Annotated in this window: 20 protein-coding genes, 4 tRNA genes and 1 rRNA gene; all 25 read left to right on the top strand. The window is 55.0% G+C overall.

Annotation, left to right across the window (positions count from 1 at the left end; translation table 11 throughout):
* Window positions 1–92, top strand: a 5S ribosomal RNA gene (gene rrf, locus ACRC4F_RS29050); the annotation flags it as partial.
* 135 nt (window positions 93–227) lie between these two features.
* Complete coding sequence (birA, locus tag ACRC4F_RS29045; RefSeq protein WP_438662392.1) at window positions 228–1,187, top strand: bifunctional biotin--[acetyl-CoA-carboxylase] ligase/biotin operon repressor BirA; 960 nt, start codon at window positions 228–230, stop codon at window positions 1,185–1,187.
* Entirely contained in the window at window positions 1,177–1,926 is a 750-nt protein-coding gene (locus ACRC4F_RS29040) for a pantothenate kinase (RefSeq protein WP_438662391.1), read from the top strand. The genes birA and ACRC4F_RS29040 overlap by 11 nt, the downstream gene beginning before the upstream one ends.
* A 7-nt stretch (window positions 1,927–1,933) precedes the next feature.
* On the top strand, window positions 1,934–2,374 hold the full coding sequence (locus ACRC4F_RS29035) for a hypothetical protein (protein WP_438662390.1): 441 nt from the start codon (window positions 1,934–1,936) through the stop codon (window positions 2,372–2,374).
* Between the two features lie 142 nt (window positions 2,375–2,516).
* A tRNA-Tyr gene (locus ACRC4F_RS29030) sits at window positions 2,517–2,601 on the top strand.
* A 24-nt stretch (window positions 2,602–2,625) separates the two neighbouring features.
* Window positions 2,626–2,699: transfer RNA gene (locus ACRC4F_RS29025), tRNA-Gly, on the top strand.
* 26 nt (window positions 2,700–2,725) lie between these two features.
* Window positions 2,726–2,801: transfer RNA gene (locus ACRC4F_RS29020), tRNA-Thr, on the top strand.
* 173 nt (window positions 2,802–2,974) lie between these two features.
* Window positions 2,975–3,050: transfer RNA gene (locus ACRC4F_RS29015), tRNA-Trp, on the top strand.
* A 45-nt stretch (window positions 3,051–3,095) separates the two neighbouring features.
* A complete protein-coding gene (gene secE, locus ACRC4F_RS29010; RefSeq protein WP_008145488.1) occupies window positions 3,096–3,464 on the top strand; it encodes a preprotein translocase subunit SecE in 369 nt (122 codons plus the stop codon).
* Between the two features lie 9 nt (window positions 3,465–3,473).
* Entirely contained in the window at window positions 3,474–4,007 is a 534-nt protein-coding gene (gene nusG / locus ACRC4F_RS29005) for a transcription termination/antitermination protein NusG (protein WP_007896622.1), read from the top strand.
* A 117-nt stretch (window positions 4,008–4,124) separates the two neighbouring features.
* Complete coding sequence (rplK, locus tag ACRC4F_RS29000; protein WP_003210097.1) at window positions 4,125–4,556, top strand: 50S ribosomal protein L11; 432 nt, start codon at window positions 4,125–4,127, stop codon at window positions 4,554–4,556.
* Window positions 4,556–5,251 (top strand): 50S ribosomal protein L1, encoded by a 696-nt coding sequence (rplA, locus tag ACRC4F_RS28995; RefSeq protein ID WP_007896626.1) that lies wholly within the window; start codon window positions 4,556–4,558, stop codon window positions 5,249–5,251. The genes rplK and rplA overlap by 1 nt, the downstream gene beginning before the upstream one ends.
* A gap of 198 nt (window positions 5,252–5,449) precedes the next feature.
* Window positions 5,450–5,950 carry a 50S ribosomal protein L10 gene (rplJ, locus tag ACRC4F_RS28990; RefSeq protein WP_010467255.1) on the top strand — a complete coding sequence of 167 codons (501 nt, stop codon included), beginning with the start codon at window positions 5,450–5,452 and terminating at the stop codon, window positions 5,948–5,950.
* An 80-nt stretch (window positions 5,951–6,030) separates the two neighbouring features.
* The gene (gene rplL, locus ACRC4F_RS28985; protein ID WP_010467258.1) at window positions 6,031–6,396 is read left to right on the top strand and encodes a 50S ribosomal protein L7/L12; all 366 of its coding nucleotides are present in this window, start codon (window positions 6,031–6,033) and stop codon (window positions 6,394–6,396) included.
* A 220-nt stretch (window positions 6,397–6,616) separates the two neighbouring features.
* Window positions 6,617–10,690, top strand: a complete 4,074-nt coding sequence (gene rpoB / locus ACRC4F_RS28980; RefSeq protein ID WP_157712996.1) for a DNA-directed RNA polymerase subunit beta — start codon at window positions 6,617–6,619, stop codon at window positions 10,688–10,690.
* 64 nt (window positions 10,691–10,754) lie between these two features.
* Entirely contained in the window at window positions 10,755–14,954 is a 4,200-nt protein-coding gene (gene rpoC / locus ACRC4F_RS28975) for a DNA-directed RNA polymerase subunit beta' (protein WP_007896632.1), read from the top strand.
* A 216-nt stretch (window positions 14,955–15,170) separates the two neighbouring features.
* Window positions 15,171–15,542 carry a 30S ribosomal protein S12 gene (gene rpsL / locus ACRC4F_RS28970; protein WP_002555494.1) on the top strand — a complete coding sequence of 124 codons (372 nt, stop codon included), beginning with the start codon at window positions 15,171–15,173 and terminating at the stop codon, window positions 15,540–15,542.
* Window positions 15,543–15,659: 117 nt separating this feature from the next.
* On the top strand, window positions 15,660–16,130 hold the full coding sequence (rpsG, locus tag ACRC4F_RS28965) for a 30S ribosomal protein S7 (RefSeq protein WP_002555493.1): 471 nt from the start codon (window positions 15,660–15,662) through the stop codon (window positions 16,128–16,130).
* A 30-nt stretch (window positions 16,131–16,160) separates the two neighbouring features.
* Window positions 16,161–18,266 carry an elongation factor G gene (gene fusA, locus ACRC4F_RS28960; protein ID WP_438662389.1) on the top strand — a complete coding sequence of 702 codons (2,106 nt, stop codon included), beginning with the start codon at window positions 16,161–16,163 and terminating at the stop codon, window positions 18,264–18,266.
* 31 nt (window positions 18,267–18,297) lie between these two features.
* The gene (gene tuf / locus ACRC4F_RS28955) at window positions 18,298–19,491 is read left to right on the top strand and encodes an elongation factor Tu (RefSeq protein WP_007896660.1); all 1,194 of its coding nucleotides are present in this window, start codon (window positions 18,298–18,300) and stop codon (window positions 19,489–19,491) included.
* Window positions 19,492–19,647: 156 nt separating this feature from the next.
* On the top strand, window positions 19,648–19,959 hold the full coding sequence (rpsJ, locus tag ACRC4F_RS28950; protein WP_003186070.1) for a 30S ribosomal protein S10: 312 nt from the start codon (window positions 19,648–19,650) through the stop codon (window positions 19,957–19,959).
* Between the two features lie 80 nt (window positions 19,960–20,039).
* Entirely contained in the window at window positions 20,040–20,675 is a 636-nt protein-coding gene (gene rplC, locus ACRC4F_RS28945; protein ID WP_003186059.1) for a 50S ribosomal protein L3, read from the top strand.
* Between the two features lie 12 nt (window positions 20,676–20,687).
* Window positions 20,688–21,290: a 50S ribosomal protein L4 gene (gene rplD, locus ACRC4F_RS28940; RefSeq protein ID WP_007896707.1), complete on the top strand. Its 603-nt coding sequence runs from the start codon at window positions 20,688–20,690 to the stop codon at window positions 21,288–21,290.
* Complete coding sequence (gene rplW, locus ACRC4F_RS28935) at window positions 21,287–21,586, top strand: 50S ribosomal protein L23 (protein ID WP_002555488.1); 300 nt, start codon at window positions 21,287–21,289, stop codon at window positions 21,584–21,586. The genes rplD and rplW overlap by 4 nt, the downstream gene beginning before the upstream one ends.
* A 14-nt stretch (window positions 21,587–21,600) precedes the next feature.
* On the top strand, window positions 21,601–22,425 hold the full coding sequence (gene rplB, locus ACRC4F_RS28930) for a 50S ribosomal protein L2 (RefSeq protein WP_003176423.1): 825 nt from the start codon (window positions 21,601–21,603) through the stop codon (window positions 22,423–22,425).
* Window positions 22,426–22,436: the final 11 nt, after the last annotated feature.

Below are 22,436 nucleotides of genomic sequence, written 5' to 3'. Positions count from 1 at the left end.
CCACCTGATCCCATCCCGAACTCAGCAGTGAAACGATGCATCGCCGATGGTAGTGTGGGGTTTCCCCATGTGAGAGTAGGTCATCGTCAAGATTAAATTCCGAAACCCCAATTGCGAAAGCAGTTGGGGTTTTGTTTTGTTCGCAGGAAAGTACTGGCTCTCGGGTTTTCTATGCAACTGCTCGGGGCATGGCTATCATGCGGGCCTCATTGTGAGGCGAGACTTGCATGCTGACGTTGTTGAAGCTTCTTAAGGATGGCAAGTTCCATTCGGGTCAGGCCCTGGGGGTCGCCTTGGGTATCAGTCGTAGTGCGGTATGGAAGCAGCTTCAGCATTTGGAGGCTGAACTAGGCTTGTCCATCCACAAGGTGCGTGGTCGCGGCTACCAAATGGCTGCGCCATTGACGCTGCTTGATCCTGTCGACATAAAAGAACAGGCGCCCTCGTGTGATTGGCCTATTCTGGTCTTCGACTCAATTGACTCCACTAACGCTGAGGCCTTGCGCGCAATCGAGCGTGGCCAGGCTGCGCCATTTTTGGTGCTCTCCGAACGGCAGACTGCGGGGCGTGGCCGGCGTGGCCGTAATTGGGCCAGTCCATTCGCGGAAAACATCTATTACAGCCTCGTATTGCGCATCGAGGGCGGAATGCGTCAGCTCGAAGGGCTGAGTCTTGTGGTCGGGCTTGCTGTCATGCAGGCTTTGAGGGATCTCGGCATACCGACCGCGGGCTTGAAGTGGCCCAATGATGTTTTGGTTGGCCAGAAAAAGATTGCCGGGATATTGCTCGAACTGGTGGGTGATCCTGCTGATGTGTGTCACGTGGTGCTAGGTGTTGGAATTAATGTGAACATGCAGGCGACGGACGAGATTGATCAGCAATGGACATCCATGCGGCTGGAGTCGGGCAGGGTGTTTGATCGCAATCAACTCGTCGCGCAATTAGGGTTGATGCTTCAGAAGTATCTGGCTCGCCATCAGGCCGATGGGTTTTCCGCTATCCAGCAGGAATGGGAGCAGAACCATCTTTGGCAAGGGCGCGCAGTCTCATTGATTGCTGGAGTCAGCCAGATAGATGGTGAGGTGTTGGGTATCGACAGTCAGGGTGCCTTGCGCTTGAAGGTAAATGGTGTGGAAAAAGTATTTAGTGGTGGTGAGCTCAGCCTGAGGTTGCGTGATGATTCTTGAGCTCGACTGCGGAAACAGTTTCATAAAGTGGCGGGTTCTCCATGCGGATGCCAGGCGGGTGTTTGGTGAGGGCGTGGTGGATTCGGATCTCGCATTGCTGGAAAGCCTGAGTGGGCTCGAAGGGCTGGCCCTCAAGCAGTGCCGACTCGTCAGTGTCAGAACAACCGAAGAGACTGCTGCGTTGACATCTCTGCTGGCGAAAGCGTTCTCTGTGTCCGCGATATGCGCTGCGCCGGCGCGCGAGATGGCTGGCGTTCGAAATGGATACGAAGAGTTCGAGCGGTTGGGGCTTGATCGCTGGCTGGCCATGCTCGGTGGATTTAACCTGGCCGCAGGAGCATGCCTGGTACTCGATTTCGGCACCGCTGTGACTGCTGACTTCATTGCGGGAGACGGAGAGCATCTTGGGGGGTTTATTTGTCCAGGAATGCCTTTGATGCGCAATCAGTTGCGAACCCATACCCGCAAGATTCGCTACGGCGATATTGCTGCCGAGCGCGCCCTGGAAAGCCTCGTGCCTGGCCGTACAACTGTCGAAGCGGTTGAACGGGGATGTTCGCTTATGTTGAGGGGTTTCGTCCTGACTCAGTTAGAAATGGCGCGTGGCTATTGGGGGGAAAATTTTGCTGTATTCCTCACCGGAGGTGATGCAGCGCTCGTCTCTGAAATCGTGCCTGATGCCAGGCTGGTTCCAGACCTGGTGTTTGTAGGTCTGGCGATGGCATGTCCTTTGTCTTGAGGTTTTTATGCGTTGGTTGTTCCTTTTGCTGCTTGTGCTCAATGTCTTCTATTACATCTGGCATCAACAAGAGGCCCCGCTGCGTGCGAAAGACGTCACGCCATTAAGTTTGTACCGAGGATCGCAGCAGGATATCCGCTTGCTGAGCGAGGCGACTGATTCGGCTCGTGAAAAAGGAAAGCCTGCGTCGCCGGACAGTGGGTGTCTCTATTTGGGTGGCTTCACTCGTCAGGAGATCGCGCTGGCAGCTGAGCGGCGATTGGGTGGGATGGATATCAAATTTCAATCTTTGCCAAAAGACTCATCTGATTCTGCTGGTTACTGGGTCCGTGTAGCGCCCGAAAGCCGGCGTTTAGTGGATGATCTTCAGCTGCTAAACCTTTCCAGAGAATTCAATGAGTTAAAACATAAAATAATGCCGTGTGAGGGGGTTGCGCCTGCGGGATAGTTTGCATAGAATGGCGCCCGCTTCGCAGTGAAGACCTTTAAGGGTCAACGGTGCAAGGCGGTGTCAACGCAGCTAACCTCAGGTTTTTAATGAGAAAATGCTTGACAGAAGGTCGGCATGATATAGAATGCCGGCTCGCTTAGGAGGGGTTCCCGAGCGGCCAAAGGGATCAGACTGTAAATCTGACGTCTACGACTTCGAAGGTTCGAATCCTTCCCCCTCCACCATTTTTAGCGAGAGCTGCAAGCTCCGCGGGTATAGTTTAGTGGTAGAACCTCAGCCTTCCAAGCTGATGATGCGGGTTCGATTCCCGCTACCCGCTCCAGGTTTGCAGATCCTGCAAAGTGTTACGCTCTTGTAGCTCAGTTGGTAGAGCACACCCTTGGTAAGGGTGAGGTCAGCGGTTCAAATCCGCTCAAGAGCTCCATATAACAAGGCAGATATGAAAATATCTGCCTTTGTTTTAATGGTTGCGGTCGCGTCTTGTTGTTTTTTGCTGGGTGATCGTGCGGGTGGTTTTGGTGTTGAAGTCAGGGCTGCCGAGTAAATTGTTGTAATGTCTTTTTCGGGTCGGCATAATGGTCGGCCTGATTTTGTTTTAGGTCAGTAGCTCAATTGGCAGAGCGACGGTCTCCAAAACCGTAGGTTGGGGGTTCGATTCCCTCCTGACCTGCCAGATTCACTTGGTGTGTCTGGCTTTCTTTTCACAGGATCTTCATAGATGACTCCTAAAGCTGAAGCTCAAGGCTCTCGCTTCGATCTGCTCAAGTGGCTGGTAGTAGTCGCTTTGGTGGTTGTTGGCGTTGTTGGCAATCAGTATTACTCTGCTTCGCCAATCCTGTATCGCGTACTTGCATTGCTCGCCATTGCTGCTGTAGCTGCCTTTGTAGGCCTGCAGACAGTCAAGGGCAAGTCTTTCTTTGTACTGGTCAAGGAAGCTCGCACCGAAATTCGTAAAGTCGTATGGCCAACTCGCCAAGAAACCACGCAGACCACGCTGATTGTTGTGGCTGTGGTCCTGGTTATGGCGTTGCTGTTGTGGGGGCTTGATTCCCTGCTCGGCTGGCTTGTTTCCTTGATTGTCGGCTAAGGGTGTCCCGTGGCTAAGCGTTGGTACGTTGTGCATGCTTACTCCGGTTACGAGAAGCATGTCATGCGCTCGTTAGTAGAGCGCGTAAAGCTGGCTGGCATGGAAGATGGCTTTGGCGAAATTCTGGTTCCCACTGAAGAAGTGGTTGAAATGCGTAATGGCCAGAAACGCAAAAGCGAGCGCAAGTTCTTCCCAGGTTATGTGCTGGTTCAGATGGACATGAATGAGGGTACTTGGCACTTGGTCAAGGATACTCCTCGGGTGATGGGTTTCATCGGCGGTACTGCTGATAAGCCTGCGCCAATCACAGACAAAGAGGCAGAAGCGATTCTGCGTCGCGTTGCTGATGGTAGCGACAAGCCGAAGCCGAAGACGTTGTTCGAGCCGGGTGAGTCGGTACGTGTCAACGACGGTCCGTTTGCCGACTTTACCGGCACGGTCGAAGAAGTTAACTACGAAAAGAGCCGGATCCAAGTGGCAGTGCTCATTTTCGGTCGCTCTACTCCGGTAGAGTTAGAGTTCAGTCAGGTCGAAAAGGTCTAGCTGAGCAAGCATCCCAACCCCGCAGCCCTAGGCTGTGGGGTTTTGTCGTCACTGGGATAAACGCGCAAGTAACCGGGGAGCCTTTCGAGGCGTTCGAACCCGTAATTGGAGTGCCTCATGGCCAAGAAGATTACCGCTTACATCAAGCTGCAAGTGAAGGCCGCTCAGGCTAACCCAAGCCCACCTGTTGGTCCTGCTTTGGGTCAGCACGGCGTGAACATCATGGAATTCTGCAAGGCTTTCAACGCCCGTACTCAGGGTATTGAACCAGGTCTGCCGACTCCAGTGATCATCACTGTCTATAGCGACCGTAGCTTCACTTTCGAAACCAAATCCACACCTGCTTCGGTTCTGCTGAAGAAGGCGGCCGGTCTGACTAGCGGTTCCGCTCGTCCGAACACCGTTAAGGTTGGCACCGTGACCCGTGCTCAGCTGGAAGAAATCGCGAAAACCAAAAACGCGGATCTGACTGCAGCTGATATGGACGCAGCCGTGCGTACTATCGCCGGTTCTGCTCGTAGCATGGGCCTTAACGTGGAGGGTGTGTAATGGCTAAGTTGACCAAGCGTCAAAAGGCTATCGCCGGCAAAATCGAAGCAGGCAAGTCCTACAACTTTGTAGACGCTGCTGCTCTGCTGGCTGAGCTGTCGACTGTCAAGTTCAGCGAGTCGTTCGACGTTGCTGTAAACCTGGGCGTTGACCCGCGTAAATCTGACCAGGTTGTTCGTAGCGCTACTGTGCTGCCACACGGCACTGGCAAGACCGTTCGCGTAGCTGTGTTCACCCAGGGTCCAGCTGCTGAGGCCGCTTTGGCTGCCGGCGCTGACCGTGTAGGTATGGACGATCTGGCTGCTGAAATGAAAGGCGGCGACCTGAACTATGACGTAGTTATCGCATCCCCGGATGCCATGCGCGTTGTTGGTCAGTTGGGTCAGATCCTGGGCCCGCGCGGCCTGATGCCTAACCCTAAAGTCGGCACCGTAACTCCAGACGTAGCTACCGCGGTTAAAAACGCCAAGGCTGGTCAGGTTCGTTATCGCACCGACAAAAACGGCATCATTCACACCTCCGTTGGCAAGGTCGGCTTTGATGCCGTCAAGCTGAAGGAAAACGTTGAAGCCCTGATCGCTGATCTGAAGCGTATCAAGCCAGCTTCCTCGAAAGGTATTTACGTCAAGCGCGTTACCCTGAGCACCACCATGGGTCCAGGCCTGGTCATCGACCAAGGCTCGCTCGACGCGTAAGACAAAGATTGGCGCAAGCGATTGCGCCAATTGAAAGATTGGGGTCCCTGCCTGGCGGGGGCTATCCAAGACCGTAGGCGACGCAAGTCTTAAACCTCAAGCCTACGCAGATGGTGCTCCCGGTTCCTTACCGAATCAGACACCAAAACGACATCTGGCCTCGGTTGGATGAAACGGTAACAAGCAGGAGTTTTTCCCGTGGCAATTAAACTTGAAGACAAGAAGGCCATCGTCGCTGAAGTCAACAAGGCTGCCCAAGTTGCTCTGTCCGCTGTCGTGGCTGATGCCCGTGGCGTAACAGTAGGCGCTATGACCGGACTCCGTAAAGAGGCTCGTGAAGCTGGCGTATACGTACGTGTTGTACGTAACACCCTGCTCAAGCGCGCCGTTGCCGGCACTCAATATGACGTGCTCAACGACGTGTTCACTGGCCCGACCTTGATTGCATTCTCCAAAGAACATCCGGGTGCTGCTGCCCGTATCTTCAAAGAGTTCGCAAAAGGTCAGGATAAGTTCGAGATCAAGGCAGCTGCGTTCGAGGGCAAGTTCCTCGCGGCTAATCAGATCGACGTACTGGCAAGCCTGCCGACCCGTGACGAAGCAATTTCTCAGCTGATGAGCGTGATTCAAGGCGCAACCAGCAAATTGGCTCGTACTCTGGCGGCTCTTCGCGACCAGAAAGAAGCAGCTGCAGCCTAAGGCTGAGCGTCTCCTTTCAGCGTTTATTGTTTATTTCGATGGCCGCGTAGGCTGTCACCCCAATACAGGAATTTATAGTCATGTCTCTGACTAACGACCAAATCATCGAAGCAATCGGCGAAAAATCCGTTCTGGAAATCGTTGAGCTGATCAAGGCCATGGAAGAGAAGTTCGGCGTTTCCGCTGCTGCTGCTTCCGCTGGTCCAGCTGCTGTCGCTGCTGTTGTTGAAGAACAAACTGAATTCAACGTCATGCTGCTGGAAGCTGGCGAGAAGAAAGTTAACGTGATCAAGGCAGTACGTGAACTGACCGGTCTGGGCTTGAAAGAAGCCAAGGCTGTAGTTGACGGCGCTCCAGGCATGGTTCTGGAAGCTGTTTCGAAAGACGCAGCTGACAAAGCCAAAGCCACTCTGGAAGAAGCAGGCGCTAAAGTCGAGCTGAAGTAAGCATCGACTTTGCTCCTCCAGCCCGAGCGTTAAGCGAAAGGCTGATGGCTGGTGGCTCTTGCCACCGGCCTTTTTCCGTTATTGGCAGCCGACTGGGTCGGTGCTGGTAACGAGCTGTAACCACCCGATGCGGTGGCGCAAACCATGGGGTTTGCACGATTTTCTGGCTGCTCCCGTCGGGAGGGGCCAAACAAGCAGGTGACCAAGCTGGGGAACGCTGATGGCTTACTCATATACTGAGAAAAAACGTATCCGCAAGGACTTTAGCAAGTTGCCGGACGTCATGGATGTGCCGTACCTCCTGGCCATCCAGCTGGATTCGTATCGTGAATTCTTGCAAGCGGGAGCGACTAAAGATCAGTTCCGCGACGTGGGCCTGCATGCGGCCTTCAAATCCGTTTTCCCGATCATCAGCTACTCCGGCAATGCTGCGCTGGAGTACGTCGGTTATCGCCTGGGCGAACCGGCATTTGATGTCAAAGAATGCGTATTGCGCGGTGTAACTTACGCCGTACCTTTGCGGGTAAAAGTGCGCCTGATCATTTTCGACAAAGAATCGTCGAACAAAGCGATCAAGGACATTAAAGAGCAAGAAGTCTACATGGGTGAAATCCCCCTGATGACTGAAAACGGTACCTTCGTAATCAACGGTACCGAGCGTGTAATCGTTTCCCAGCTGCACCGTTCCCCGGGCGTGTTCTTCGACCACGACCGTGGCAAGACGCACAGCTCTGGTAAACTGCTGTACTCCGCGCGCATCATTCCTTACCGCGGTTCGTGGCTGGACTTCGAGTTCGACCCGAAAGACTGCGTGTTCGTGCGTATCGACCGTCGTCGCAAGCTGCCTGCATCGGTACTGCTGCGCGCGCTCGGCTATACCACTGAAGAAGTGCTCGACGCGTTCTACACCACCAACGTTTTCCATCTGAGCGGCGAAACCCTCAGTCTGGAACTGATTGCTTCGCGTCTGCGTGGTGAAATTGCTGTTCTGGATATTCAGGACGAGAAGGGCAAGGTCATCGTTGAGGCTGGTCGTCGTATTACTGCGCGCCACATCAACCAGATCGAAAAAGCCGGTCTCAAGACCCTGGAAGTGCCACTGGACTACGTCCTGGGTCGCACTACCGCCAAGGCCATCGTGCATCCGGCAACCGGCGAAATCCTGGCAGAGTGCAACACCGAGCTGAACACCGAGATCCTGGCCAAAATTGCCAAGGCTCAGGTTGTTCGCATCGAAACTCTGTACACCAACGACATCGACTGCGGTCCGTTCGTCTCCGACACACTGAAGATCGACTCCACCAGCAACCAATTGGAAGCGCTGGTCGAGATCTATCGCATGATGCGTCCAGGCGAGCCGCCAACCAAAGACGCTGCCGAGACTCTGTTCAACAACCTGTTCTTCAGCCCTGAGCGCTATGACCTGTCTGCGGTCGGCCGGATGAAGTTCAACCGTCGTATCGGTCGTACCGAGATCGAAGGTTCGGGCGTGTTGTGCAAAGAAGACATCGTCGCGGTACTGAAGACTCTGGTCGACATCCGTAACGGTAAAGGCATCGTCGATGACATCGACCACCTGGGTAACCGTCGTGTTCGCTGCGTAGGCGAAATGGCCGAGAACCAGTTCCGCGTTGGCCTGGTACGTGTTGAGCGTGCGGTCAAAGAGCGTCTGTCGATGGCTGAAAGCGAAGGCCTGATGCCGCAAGACCTGATCAACGCCAAGCCAGTGGCTGCGGCGGTGAAAGAGTTCTTCGGTTCCAGCCAGCTTTCCCAGTTCATGGACCAGAACAACCCGCTGTCCGAGATCACCCACAAGCGTCGTGTTTCTGCACTCGGCCCTGGCGGTTTGACTCGTGAGCGTGCTGGCTTTGAAGTTCGTGACGTACACCCGACTCACTACGGTCGTGTATGCCCGATTGAAACGCCGGAAGGTCCGAACATCGGTCTGATCAACTCCCTGGCTGCCTATGCGCGCACCAACCAGTACGGCTTCCTCGAGAGCCCGTACCGTGTGGTGAAAGACGCTCTGGTCACCGACGAGATCGTGTTCCTGTCCGCCATCGAAGAAGCTGATCACGTGATCGCTCAGGCTTCGGCCACGATGAACGACAAGAAAGTCCTGATCGACGAGCTGGTAGCTGTTCGTCACTTGAACGAGTTCACCGTCAAGGCGCCGGAAGACGTCACCTTGATGGACGTATCGCCGAAGCAGGTAGTTTCGGTTGCTGCGTCGCTGATCCCGTTCCTCGAGCACGACGACGCCAACCGTGCGTTGATGGGTTCGAACATGCAGCGTCAAGCTGTACCAACCCTGCGCGCTGACAAACCGCTGGTCGGTACCGGCATGGAGCGTAACGTAGCCCGTGACTCCGGCGTTTGCGTCGTGGCTCGTCGTGGCGGTGTTATCGATTCCGTCGACGCCAGCCGTATCGTGGTTCGTGTTGCTGATGATGAAGTTGAAACCGGCGAAGCTGGTGTCGACATCTACAACCTGACCAAGTACACCCGCTCCAACCAGAACACCTGCATCAACCAGCGTCCGCTGGTGCGTAAAGGTGATCGGGTTCAGCGCAGCGACATCATGGCCGACGGTCCGTCCACCGATATGGGTGAGCTGGCTCTGGGCCAGAACATGCGCATCGCGTTCATGGCATGGAACGGCTTCAACTTCGAAGACTCCATCTGCCTGTCCGAGCGTGTGGTTCAGGAAGACCGCTTCACCACGATCCACATTCAGGAACTGACCTGTGTGGCACGTGACACCAAGCTTGGGCCAGAGGAAATCACTGCAGACATCCCGAACGTGGGTGAAGCTGCACTGAACAAACTGGACGAAGCCGGTATCGTTTACGTAGGTGCTGAAGTAGGCGCAGGCGACATTCTGGTAGGCAAGGTCACTCCGAAAGGCGAGACCCAACTGACTCCGGAAGAAAAACTGCTGCGTGCGATCTTCGGTGAAAAAGCCAGCGACGTTAAAGACACCTCCCTGCGTGTGCCTACCGGCACCAAGGGTACTGTCATCGACGTACAGGTCTTCACCCGCGACGGCGTTGAGCGTGATGCTCGTGCACTGTCGATCGAGAAGACTCAGCTCGACGAGATCCGCAAGGACCTGAACGAAGAGTTCCGTATCGTTGAAGGCGCTACTTTCGAACGTCTGCGTTCCGCTCTGGTCGGCCACAAAGCCGAAGGCGGCGCCGGTCTGAAGAAAGGTCAGGACATCACCGACGAAGTTCTCGACGGTCTTGAGCATGGTCAGTGGTTCAAGCTGCGCATGGCTGAAGATGCTCTGAACGAGCAGCTCGAGAAGGCTCAGGCCTACATCGTTGATCGCCGCCGTCTGCTGGACGACAAGTTCGAAGACAAGAAGCGCAAACTGCAGCAGGGCGATGACCTGGCTCCAGGCGTGCTGAAAATCGTCAAGGTTTACCTGGCAATCCGTCGCCGCATCCAGCCGGGCGACAAGATGGCCGGTCGTCACGGTAACAAAGGTGTGGTCTCCGTGATCATGCCGGTTGAAGACATGCCGCACGATGCCAATGGCACCCCGGTCGACGTCGTCCTCAACCCGTTGGGCGTACCTTCGCGTATGAACGTTGGTCAGATCCTTGAAACCCACCTGGGCCTCGCGGCCAAAGGTCTGGGCGAGAAGATCAACCGGATGATCGAAGAGCAGCGCAAAGTCGCCGAGCTTCGCAAGTTCCTGCACGAGATCTACAACGAAATCGGCGGTCGCAACGAAGATCTGGATAGCTTCTCCGACCAGGAAATCCTGGATCTGGCGAAGAACCTGCGTGGCGGCGTTCCAATGGCCACTCCAGTGTTCGACGGCGCCAAGGAAAGCGAAATCAAGGCCATGCTGAAACTGGCAGACCTGCCGGAAAGCGGCCAGATGCAGCTGACCGACGGCCGTACCGGCAACAAGTTCGAGCGCCCGGTTACTGTTGGCTATATGTACATGCTGAAGCTGAACCACTTGGTAGACGACAAGATGCACGCTCGTTCTACCGGTTCGTACAGCCTGGTTACCCAGCAGCCGCTGGGTGGTAAGGCACAGTTCGGTGGTCAGCGTTTCGGGGAGATGGAGGTCTGGGCACTGGAAGCATACGGTGCTGCTTACACTCTGCAAGAAATGCTCACAGTGAAGTCGGACGATGTGAACGGCCGTACCAAGATGTACAAAAACATCGTGGATGGCGATCACCGTATGGAGCCGGGCATGCCCGAGTCCTTCAACGTGTTGATCAAGGAAATTCGTTCCCTCGGCATCGATATCGATCTGGAAACCGAATAACACGTGACGCGAATCGAGAGCGGGGCAGCATTGCCCGCTCTCTGCTCCGCCAGGAGGAAAGGCCTTGAAAGACCTACTGAATTTGCTGAAAAACCAGGGTCAAGTCGAAGAGTTCGACGCCATCCGTATTGGATTGGCATCGCCTGAGATGATCCGTTCGTGGTCGTTCGGTGAAGTTAAAAAGCCGGAAACCATTAACTACCGTACGTTCAAACCTGAACGTGACGGCCTGTTCTGCGCCAAAATCTTTGGCCCGGTAAAGGATTACGAGTGCCTGTGCGGTAAGTACAAGCGCTTGAAGCACCGTGGTGTGATTTGCGAGAAGTGCGGCGTTGAAGTCGCGCTGGCTAAAGTTCGTCGTGAGCGCATGGCGCACATCGAACTGGCCTCGCCAGTTGCCCACATCTGGTTCCTGAAATCGCTGCCGTCCCGTATCGGCTTGCTGATGGACATGACCCTGCGTGATATCGAACGCGTTCTCTACTTCGAGAGCTATGTCGTTATCGATCCAGGCATGACCACCCTTGAAAAAGGTCAGCTGCTGAACGACGAGCAGTACTTCGAAGCGCTGGAAGAGTTCGGCGACGATTTCGATGCCCGCATGGGTGCTGAAGCTGTCCGTGAACTGCTGCACGCTATCGACCTGGAACACGAGATTGGCCGTCTGCGTGAAGAAATTCCGCAAACCAACTCCGAAACCAAAATCAAGAAGCTGTCCAAGCGTCTGAAGTTGATGGAAGCCTTCCAGGGTTCCGGCAACCTTCCAGAATGGATGGTGCTGACCGTTCTGCCGGTTCTGCCGCCAGATCTGCGTCCACTGGTCCCGCTGGATGGCGGTCGCTTCGCGACTTCCGACCTCAACGACCTGTATCGTCGAGTGATCAACCGTAACAACCGCTTGAAGCGCCTGCTTGATCTGTCCGCTCCGGACATTATCGTGCGCAACGAAAAGCGTATGTTGCAGGAAGCTGTCGATGCACTGCTCGACAACGGTCGTCGTGGCCGCGCTATCACCGGTTCGAACAAGCGTCCTCTGAAATCCCTGGCTGACATGATCAAGGGTAAGCAGGGTCGTTTCCGTCAGAACTTGCTCGGTAAGCGTGTTGACTACTCGGGTCGTTCGGTAATTACCGTAGGTCCGACCCTGCGTCTGCACCAGTGCGGTCTGCCGAAGAAGATGGCTCTCGAGCTGTTCAAGCCGTTCATTTTCGGCAAGCTGGAAATGCGTGGTCTTGCTACTACCATCAAAGCTGCCAAGAAGATGGTCGAGCGCGAGCTGCCGGAAGTTTGGGACGTTCTCGCTGAAGTGATTCGCGAACACCCGGTTCTCCTCAACCGTGCACCGACCCTTCACCGTCTGGGTATCCAGGCGTTTGAACCGGTACTGATCGAAGGCAAGGCTATCCAGCTGCACCCTCTGGTCTGTGCTGCGTACAACGCCGACTTCGACGGCGACCAAATGGCCGTGCACGTACCGCTGACACTGGAAGCCCAGTTGGAAGCGCGTGCGTTGATGATGTCGACCAACAACATTCTGTCGCCAGCCAACGGTGAGCCAATCATCGTTCCGTCGCAGGACGTTGTATTGGGTCTGTACTACATGACTCGTGAAGCGATCAACGCCAAGGGCGAAGGTCGTGTGTTCGCGGATCTGCAGGAAGTTGACCGTGTGTTCCGTGCCGGCGAAGCCGCACTGCACGCCAAAGTCAAAGTGCGGATCAACGAAACCGTCAACGATCGTGATGGTGGCAGCGTCAAGAACACCCGTATCGTCGACACCACTGTCGGCCGTGCGTTGTTGTTCCAGGTTGTTCCACCTGGCCTGTCGTACGACGTCGTCAACCAGCCGATGAAGAAAAAGGCGATCTCCAAGCTGATCAACCAGTGCTACCGCGTGGTTGGTTTGAAAGAGACCGTGATCTTCGCTGACCAGTTGATGTACACCGGTTTTGCCTATTCGACCATTTCCGGCGTTTCCATCGGCGTTAACGACTTCGTTATCCCTGATGAAAAAGCCCGCATCATCGGTGCTGCTACCGACGAAGTGAAAGAGATCGAAAGTCAGTACGCCTCCGGCCTGGTAACCCAGGGCGAGAAGTACAACAAAGTGATCGACCTTTGGTCCAAGGCGAACGACGAAGTTTCCAAGGCGATGATGGCCAACCTCTCGAAAGAGAAAGTCATCGACCGTCATGGCGTCGAAGTCGACCAAGAGTCCTTCAACTCGATGTACATGATGGCCGACTCGGGCGCACGGGGTTCTGCTGCGCAGATCCGTCAGCTCGCCGGTATGCGTGGCCTGATGGCCAAGCCGGACGGTTCCATCATCGAAACGCCGATTACTGCGAACTTCCGTGAAGGTTTGAGCGTACTTCAGTACTTCATCTCTACTCACGGTGCTCGTAAAGGTTTGGCGGATACCGCGTTGAAAACTGCGAACTCCGGTTACCTGACTCGTCGTCTGGTAGACGTGGCGCAGGATCTGGTTGTGACCGAGATCGATTGCGGCACCGAACATGGCCTGGTAATGACTCCGCACATTGAAGGCGGTGACGTTGTTGAGCCGCTGGGTGAGCGCGTATTGGGTCGTGTCATTGCCCGTGACGTGTTCAAGCCAGGTACCGAAGAAATCATCGTTCCTGCCGGTACGCTGGTAGACGAGAAGTGGGTCGAGTTCATCGAGCTGAACAGCATCGACGAAGTGATCGTGCGTTCGCCGATCAGCTGCGAAACCCGCTACGGCATTTGCGCCAAGTGCTACGGCCGTGACCTGGCTCGTGGTCACCAGGTGAACATCGGTGAAGCGGTCGGCGTTATCGCTGCCCAGTCCATCGGTGAGCCGGGTACCCAGCTGACCATGCGTACGTTCCACATCGGTGGTGCGGCAAGCCGGACCTCCGCAGCCGACAGCGTTCAGGTGAAGAATGGCGGTACCGTCCGTCTGCACAACCTGAAGCACGTTGAGCGAGTGGATGGTTGCCTGGTTGCTGTGTCCCGTTCCGGTGAGCTGGCAATCGCTGATGACTTCGGTCGTGAGCGCGAGCGCTACAAGCTGCCGTACGGTGCTGTGATTTCGGTTAAAGAAGGTGACAAGGTCGACGCTGGCGCAATCGTGGCCAAGTGGGATCCGCACACTCACCCAATCGTTACCGAAATGAAAGGTACCGTGACCTACGTGGGCATGGAAGAAGGCATCACGATCAAGCGTCAGACTGACGAATTGACCGGTATGACCAACATTGAAGTACTCGACGCCAAAGACCGTCCTGCTGCCGGTAAAGATATCCGTCCTGCTGTGAAGATGGTTGATGACAACGGCAAGGATCTCTTGCTGCCGGGTACCGACGTAATTGCTCAGTACTTCCTGCCTGCCAACGCCCTTGTCGGTGTTGCGGACGGTGCGAAAATCGCGATCGGTGATGTTATCGCTCGTATTCCGCAAGAGACTTCGAAGACCCGTGACATCACCGGTGGTCTGCCGCGTGTTGCCGACTTGTTCGAAGCCCGCCGTCCGAAAGAAGCCTCGATTCTGGCTGAAGTCAGCGGCACCATCGCGTTCGGTAAGGAGACCAAAGGCAAGCGCCGTCTGGTTATCACCCCGAACGACGGTAGCGATCCGTACGAAGAGCTGATTCCGAAGTGGCGTCACCTGAACGTCTTCGAAGGCGAACAGGTAAACCGCGGCGAAGTTATCTCCGACGGCCCGAGCGATCCACACGACATCCTGCGTCTGCTGGGTGTGAGTGCGCTGGCCAAGTACATCGTGAACGAGATCCAGGACGTTTACCGTCTGCAAGGCGTGAAGATCAACGACAAGCACATCGAGACCATCCTGCGTCAGATGCTGCGTAAAGTTGAAATCGCTGAATCCGGCGATTCCAGTTTCATCAAGGGCGACCAGATGGAATTGACTCACGTTCTGGTAGAGAACGAGCGTCTGGCTGGCGACGAGAAATTCGTTTCCAAGTTCACTCGCGTGCTGTTGGGTATCACCAAGGCGTCGCTGTCCACCGAATCGTTCATCTCGGCGGCTTCCTTCCAGGAAACCACTCGCGTACTGACCGAAGCGGCGGTAACCGGCAAGCGCGATTACCTGCGCGGCCTGAAAGAAAACGTGGTCGTGGGTCGTCTGATCCCGGCGGGTACTGGTCTGGCTTATCACAGCGAGCGCAAGCGCCGCCGTGATGCTGACAAACCGTTGCGCGTAAGCGCCAGTGAAGTGGAAGCTGCACTGACCGAAGCGCTGAACTCGAGCGGTAACTGAGTTCTGCGATAAATGAGCGTAAGGCCCTGGCCGTTCCGTTCATCGAATCGAGACAATTTGTCGAGGTTGGATGAGCGGGAAGGTCGGGGCCTTGCCTTGACTGGGGACAAGATCCTCTTTAGACTCTTGTACCCCTAAATTTGGCGGGAATTCGTTCCTGCCATTTTGCTTTTCTTGCAAGACAATAGCGTCGCAAGACAACAGTGGAGCTAGTAGATGGCAACTATCAACCAGCTGGTACGTCAGCCGCGTAAGCGTATCGTCGAGAAATCCGACGTACCTGCGCTGCAGAACTGCCCGCAACGTCGTGGCGTATGCACCCGTGTGTATACCACCACGCCGAAAAAACCTAACTCGGCACTGCGTAAAGTATGCCGTGTGCGTCTGACCAACGGTTTCGAGGTTTCCTCGTACATCGGCGGTGAAGGCCACAACCTGCAAGAGCACAGCGTCGTACTGATCCGTGGCGGCCGTGTAAAAGACTTGCCAGGTGTTCGTTACCACACCGTTCGCGGTTCTTTGGATACTTCCGGCGTTAAAGGTCGTAACCAGGGTCGTTCGAAGTACGGTACCAAGAAGCCTAAGTAGTAGCGGCTTTTTGTAAAACTGATTTTCTATTTTTCTGAGTCGATAAGAGTAAGGTCGGAGGCGTCCCGAAAGGGCACCGATTCCGAGCGAACCTGAAGACCGTTTGAGGGCTTATCCATGCCAAGAAGACGCGTAGCAGCCAAGCGCGAAGTGCTTGACGATCCAAAATACGGCAGCCAGATCCTGGCCAAGTTCATGAACCACGTGATGGAAAGCGGCAAGAAAGCCGTTGCCGAGCGTATCGTTTATGGCGCGCTGGAAAAGGTTAAAGAACGCAAGAACAGCGACCCCCTGGAAATCTTCGAGAAAGCTCTCGACGCCATCGCTCCGCTGGTCGAAGTAAAGTCGCGCCGTGTAGGCGGTGCTACTTACCAGGTTCCGGTTGAAGTTCGTCCGTCCCGTCGTAACGCTCTGGCAATGCGCTGGTTGGTAGACTTCGCCCGTAAGCGCGGCGAGAAGTCTATGGCTCTGCGTTTGGCTGGCGAACTGTTGGACGCTGCCGAAGGCAAAGGTGCTGCAGTTAAGAAGCGTGAAGACGTGCACCGTATGGCTGAAGCCAACAAGGCTTTCTCGCACTACCGCTTCTAATTTTAGCGTCACTAATTTTGCGAGGGCTTTATGGCTCGTACTACACCGATTAATCGCTACCGTAACATTGGTATCGTTGCTCACGTGGATGCTGGTAAAACCACCACCACCGAGCGCGTCCTTTTTTACACTGGCAAAAGTCACAAAATGGGCGAGGTGCATGACGGCGCCGCGACCACAGACTGGATGGTGCAGGAGCAGGAGCGTGGTATTACCATTACTTCTGCTGCTATTACCGCCTTCTGGCAGGGTTCCGAGAAGCAGCACAAGGACCAATACCGCTTCAACGTCATCGACACCCCGGGCCACGTTGACTTCACTATTGAAGTTGAGCGTTCCCTGCGTGTTCTCGACGGCGCGGTTGTTGTGTTCTGCGGCACCTCGGGTGTTGAGCCTCAGTCGGAAACCGTATGGCGTCAAGCCAACAAGTACGGTGTTCCACGTCTTGTTTACGTAAACAAGATGGACCGTGCTGGTGCGAACTTCCTGCGCGTGATCGGTCAGATCAAGCAGCGTCTGGGTCACACCCCGGTCCCAATCCAGTTGGCTATCGGTTCCGAAGACAACTTCCAGGGTCAGATCGACCTGATGTCCATGGAAGCTGTTTACTGGAATGACGCTGACAAAGGTATGGTTCCAGTTCGCAAGCCTATCCCTGCTGAACTGCAGGAATTGGCTGACGAGTGGCGCGGTAACATGGTTGAGGCTGCGGCCGAAGCCAGCGAAGAGCTGATGAACAAGTACCTCGAAGGTGAAGAACTCACCAACGCGGAAATCAAGGCCGCTCTGCGTCAGCGTACTATCGCTGGTGAGATCGTTCTGGCTGTTTGCGGTTCTTCCTTCAAGAACAAGGGTGTTCCCCTGGTTCTCGACGCCGTTATCGATTACCTGCCTGCGCCTGTTGATATTCCTGCCATCAAGGGTACTGACCCGGATGACGAGACTATCGATCTGGAGCGTCATGCAGACGACAACGAACCGTTCTCCGCTCTGGCATTCAAAATTGCCACCGACCCATTCGTGGGTACCTTGACCTTTGTTCGAGTTTACTCGGGCGTGTTGGCTTCCGGCGACGGCGTGATCAACTCGGTTAAAGGCAAGAAAGAGCGCGTGGGTCGTATGGTGCAAATGCACGCAAACGCCCGTGAAGAAATCAAGGAAGTACGCGCTGGTGACATCGCGGCCTTGATCGGCATGAAGGACGTCACCACTGGTGAGACTTTGTGCAACGCTGACAAGCCAATCATCCTGGTTCGCATGGACTTCCCGGAGCCGGTTATTTCGGTTGCCGTAGAGCCTAAGACCAAGGATGACCAGGAAAAAATGGGTATCGCTCTGGGCAAACTTGCTCAGGAAGACCCGTCTTTCCGCGTCAAGACTGATGAAGAGACTGGTCAAACGATCATCTCCGGCATGGGCGAGTTGCACTTGGACATCCTGGTTGACCGGATGCGCCGTGAGTTCAACGTCGAAGCCAACATCGGTAAGCCTCAAGTTTCGTACCGTGAGCGCATCACGAAGAGCTGCGAAATCGAAGGCAAGTTCGTTCGTCAGTCCGGCGGTCGTGGCCAGTTCGGTCATTGCTGGATTCGTTTTGCTCCTGCTGACGAAGGTCAGGAAGGTCTGCAATTCCTGAACGAAGTAGTGGGTGGTGTGGTTCCTAAGGAATACATCCCGGCTATCCAGAAGGGTATCGAAGAGCAGATGAAGAACGGCGTTGTTGCCGGCTATCCGCTGATCGGCCTGAAGGCTACCGTGTTTGATGGTTCCTACCATGACGTCGACTCCAACGAGATGGCGTTTAAGGTGGCTGCTTCCATGGCGACCAAGCAACTGGCCCAGAAGGGCGGTGGTGAGTTGCTCGAGCCGATCATGGCGGTAGAGGTTGTTACACCTGAAGACTATATGGGTGACGTGATGGGCGACCTTAACCGTCGTCGCGGCATGATCCTGGGTATGGAAGACACGGTCTCCGGCAAAGTAATTCGTGCCGAAGTTCCGCTGGGCGAGATGTTCGGTTATGCGACCGACGTCCGTTCCATGTCCCAAGGTCGCGCAAGCTACTCTATGGAATTCAAAAAATACAATACGGCTCCGTCGCACATCGTCGAAACCGTTACCAAAAAACAAGGCTGATTCAGCCCCTTTAGGCTAGGAGTTAATTGTCGTGGCTAAAGAAAAATTTGACCGTACCCTCCCGCACGTCAACGTTGGCACCATCGGTCACGTCGACCACGGTAAAACCACGCTGACCGCTGCTCTGACTCGCGTCTGCTCCGAAGTTTTCGGTTCGGCCGTTGTTGCTTTCGACAAGATCGACAGCGCTCCGGAAGAAAAGGCTCGTGGTATCACCATCAACACCGCGCACGTTGAATACAACTCGCTGATCCGTCACTACGCTCACGTTGACTGCCCAGGTCACGCTGACTACGTGAAGAACATGATCACCGGTGCTGCTCAGATGGACGGCGCTATCCTGGTTTGCTCGGCCGCTGATGGTCCGATGCCACAAACCCGTGAGCACATCCTGCTGTCCCGTCAGGTTGGCGTTCCGTACATCGTTGTCTTCCTGAACAAGGCTGACATGGTTGACGACGCTGAGCTGCTGGAACTGGTTGAGATGGAAGTGCGCGATCTGCTGAGCACTTACGACTTCCCGGGCGACGACACTCCGATCATCATCGGTTCGGCTCTGATGGCTCTGAACGGCCAAGACGACAACGAAATGGGCACCACTGCCGTTCGTAAACTGGTTGAGACTCTGGACAGCTACATCCCGGATCCGGTCCGTGTTATCGACAAGCCGTTCCTGATGCCAATCGAAGACGTATTCTCGATCTCCGGTCGCGGTACTGTTGTAACTGGCCGTATCGAGCGCGGTATCGTCAAGGTTCAGGATCCACTGGAAATCGTTGGTCTGCGTGACACTACCGTCACCACCTGCACCGGTGTTGAAATGTTCCGTAAGCTGCTCGACGAAGGTCGTGCTGGCGAGAACTGCGGCGTTCTGCTGCGTGGTACCAAGCGTGACGACGTTGAGCGTGGCCAGGTTCTGGTTAAGCCAGGTTCGGTTAAGCCGCACACCAAGTTCGAAGCTGAAGTTTACGTTCTGAGCAAAGAAGAAGGCGGTCGTCACACTCCGTTCTTCAAAGGCTACCGTCCACAGTTCTACTTCCGTACTACTGACGTGACTGGTAACTGCGAACTGCCGGAAGGCGTTGAAATGGTAATGCCAGGCGACAACATCAAAATGGTTGTCACCCTGATCAAGACCATCGCAATGGAAGACGGTCTGCGTTTCGCTATCCGTGAAGGCGGTCGTACCGTCGGCGCTGGCGTCGTAGCCAAAATCATCGAGTAAGCTCTTTTTGAGTAAGCTTTGATGAATTGAAGAAGCCCCCGCTCAGCGGGGGCTTTTTTATTGGGTTGACACCTATATGGGGCGTCTATAGAATTGCGCCTCCTTTTAACGGGCGTATTGCGCTCGGTGGGAATAGCAGCCGGAGTCTGAAATCCAATGCAAAATCAGCAAATCCGTATCAGGTTGAAGGCTTTTGACCATCGCCTGATCGACCAATCCACCCAGGAAATCGTGGAAACCGCGAAACGTACTGGTGCTCAAGTGCGTGGTCCAATTCCACTGCCTACCCGTAAAGAGCGGTTCACCGTTCTGGTCTCCCCGCACGTCAACAAAGACGCGCGTGACCAGTACGAGATCCGTACTCATAAGCGCGTTCTGGACATCGTCCAGCCAACGGATAAAACCGTTGATGCTCTTATGAAGCTTGATCTTGCGGCCGGTGTGGAAGTGCAGATCAGCCTCGGCTAAGACTCGGTCTTAGTCGTGTAACGCTCTGAAATGGGCGGCCATAGCGGGTGAAAGCCCCGTACACTCATGAGGTTTACAACATGACTATTGGTGTAGTCGGTCGTAAATGCGGTATGACCCGTATTTTCACCGAAGAAGGTGTCTCCATTCCGGTCACGGTCATTGAGATCGAGCCGAATCGCGTCACCCAGTTCAAAACTGAAGAGACCGATGGCTATCGTGCAGTGCAAGTCACTGTAGGCGAGCGTCGTGCTTCGCGTGTTACAGCTGCTCAAGCTGGCCACTTCGCTAAAGCGAACGTTGCCGCTGGTCGTACCGTAATGGAATTCCGCCTTGAAGAAGGCGAGTACCAGGCCGGCGATCTGATCAACGCTGAAATCTTCGCTGCTGGTCAACTGGTTGATGTAACCGGTCAGTCCAAAGGTAAAGGCTTCCAGGGTACGATCAAGCGTTGGAACTTCCGCGGGCAAGATAATACCCACGGTAACTCCGTGTCCCACCGCGTTCCAGGCTCTATCGGCCAGTGCCAGACTCCTGGTCGTGTATTCAAGGGCAAAAAAATGTCCGGTCATATGGGCGCTGAGCGCGTGACCGTGCAGTCCCTCGAAGTAGTGCGCGTGGACGCTGAACGCAATCTGTTGTTGGTCAAGGGCGCTGTTCCTGGCGCTACTGGCGGCAACTTGGTTGTACGTCCAGCAGCCAAGGCTCGCGGTTAAGGGGAAGCTGACATGCAATTAAATGTAAATGACGCTCAAGCGATCGAAGTTTCCGAACTGACATTTGGCGGCGAATTCAACGAGACGCTGGTTCACCAAGCAGTCGTGGCCTACATGGCCGGCGGCCGTCAAGGTAGCAAGCAGCAAAAGACCCGTTCCGACGTTCGTGGTGGCGGTAAGCGCCCATGGCGTCAGAAAGGTACTGGCCGTGCTCGTGCCGGTACTATCCGTAGCCCAATCTGGCGTGGCGGCGGTACCACTTTCGCAGCTCGTCCTCAGGATCACACCCAGAAGCTGAACAAGAAGATGTATCGCGCAGCAATGCGCTCCATCCTTGCTGAGCTGGTGCGTACTGATCGTCTGGTTGTGGTTCAGGACTTCGCTGTTGATGCACCGAAGACCAAAGATCTGCTGAACAAACTGACCGGCATGGGCCTGACTGACGTCTTGATCGTGTCTGAAGTAGTTGATCAGAACCTGTACCTGGCTGCTCGCAACCTGCCACACGTTGATGTACGTGACGTGCAAGGTTCCGATCCAGTTAGTCTGATCGCATACGACAAGGTGTTGATCACCGTGTCGGCCGTGAAGAAATTCGAGGAGCTGCTGGGATGAACCAGGAACGCGTATTTAAAGTTCTGCTTGGCCCGCACGTTTCCGAGAAGGCTACGGTTCTGGCTGACAAGAAAGGCCAGTTCGTTTTCAAGGTTGCAACTGACGCAACCAAGCTGGAAATCAAGAAGGCCGTCGAAAGCCTGTTCAGCGTGAAAGTAGAGCGTGTTACTACCCTGAATGTTCTGGGTAAGAGCAAGCGCACTGCTCGCGGTCTGGGCAAGCGTAATGACTGGAAGAAGGCAGTTATCTCCCTTCAGCCAGGCCAAGATCTCGATTTCAGCAGCAGTGCTGAGTAAGGAAGGGGTGCATCATGGCAATCGTTAAATGCAAACCGACTTCCCCTGGCCGCCGTTTTGTGGTCAAGGTGGTCAACCAGGAGCTGCATAAAGGCGCTCCTCACGCACCGCTGCTCGAGAAAAAATCGAAGACTGGTGGTCGTAACAACAATGGTCGCATTACCACTCGTCACATCGGTGGTGGCCATAAGCAGCATTATCGTCTGGTCGATTTCCGTCGCAACGACAAAGATGGCATCTCTGCCACTGTTGAGCGTATCGAATACGATCCAAACCGTACTGCTCACATCGCTCTGCTGCTGTACGCAGATGGCGAGCGTCGCTACATCATCGCCCCTAAAGGCGTGAGTGCTGGTGACCAGCTGATCGCAGGTGCTTTGGCACCGATCAAGCCGGGCAACGCTCTGCAACTGCGTAACATTCCAGTTGGTAGCACCGTACACGGCATCGAATTGAAGCCAGGTAAAGGCGCGCAAATCGCTCGTTCCGCTGGTGCTTCGGCTCAGCTGATCGCTCGTGAAGGTGTCTATGTGACCCTGCGTCTGCGTTCTGGTGAGATGCGTAAAGTGCTGGCTGAATGCCGCGCGACCCTGGGCGAAGTCTCGAACTCCGAGCACAGCCTGCGTTCGCTGGGTAAAGCTGGTGCCAAACGCTGGCGTGGCGTTCGCCCAACCGTTCGTGGTGTTGCCATGAACCCGGTTGACCACCCACATGGTGGTGGTGAAGGTCGTACCTCTGGTGGTCGTCATCCGGTATCGCCATGGGGCTTCCCGACTAAGGGCGCGAAGACTCGTGGTAATAAGCGTACCGACAAAATGATCGTCCGTCGTCGCAAGTAAATAGAGGGATA

Source organism: Pseudomonas sp., from assembly GCF_051660785.1.
GTDB lineage: Bacteria > Pseudomonadota > Gammaproteobacteria > Pseudomonadales > Pseudomonadaceae > Aquipseudomonas.
Note: the sequence above shows the minus strand (reverse complement) of the source record. Positions and strands in the feature narration are given on the sequence as shown.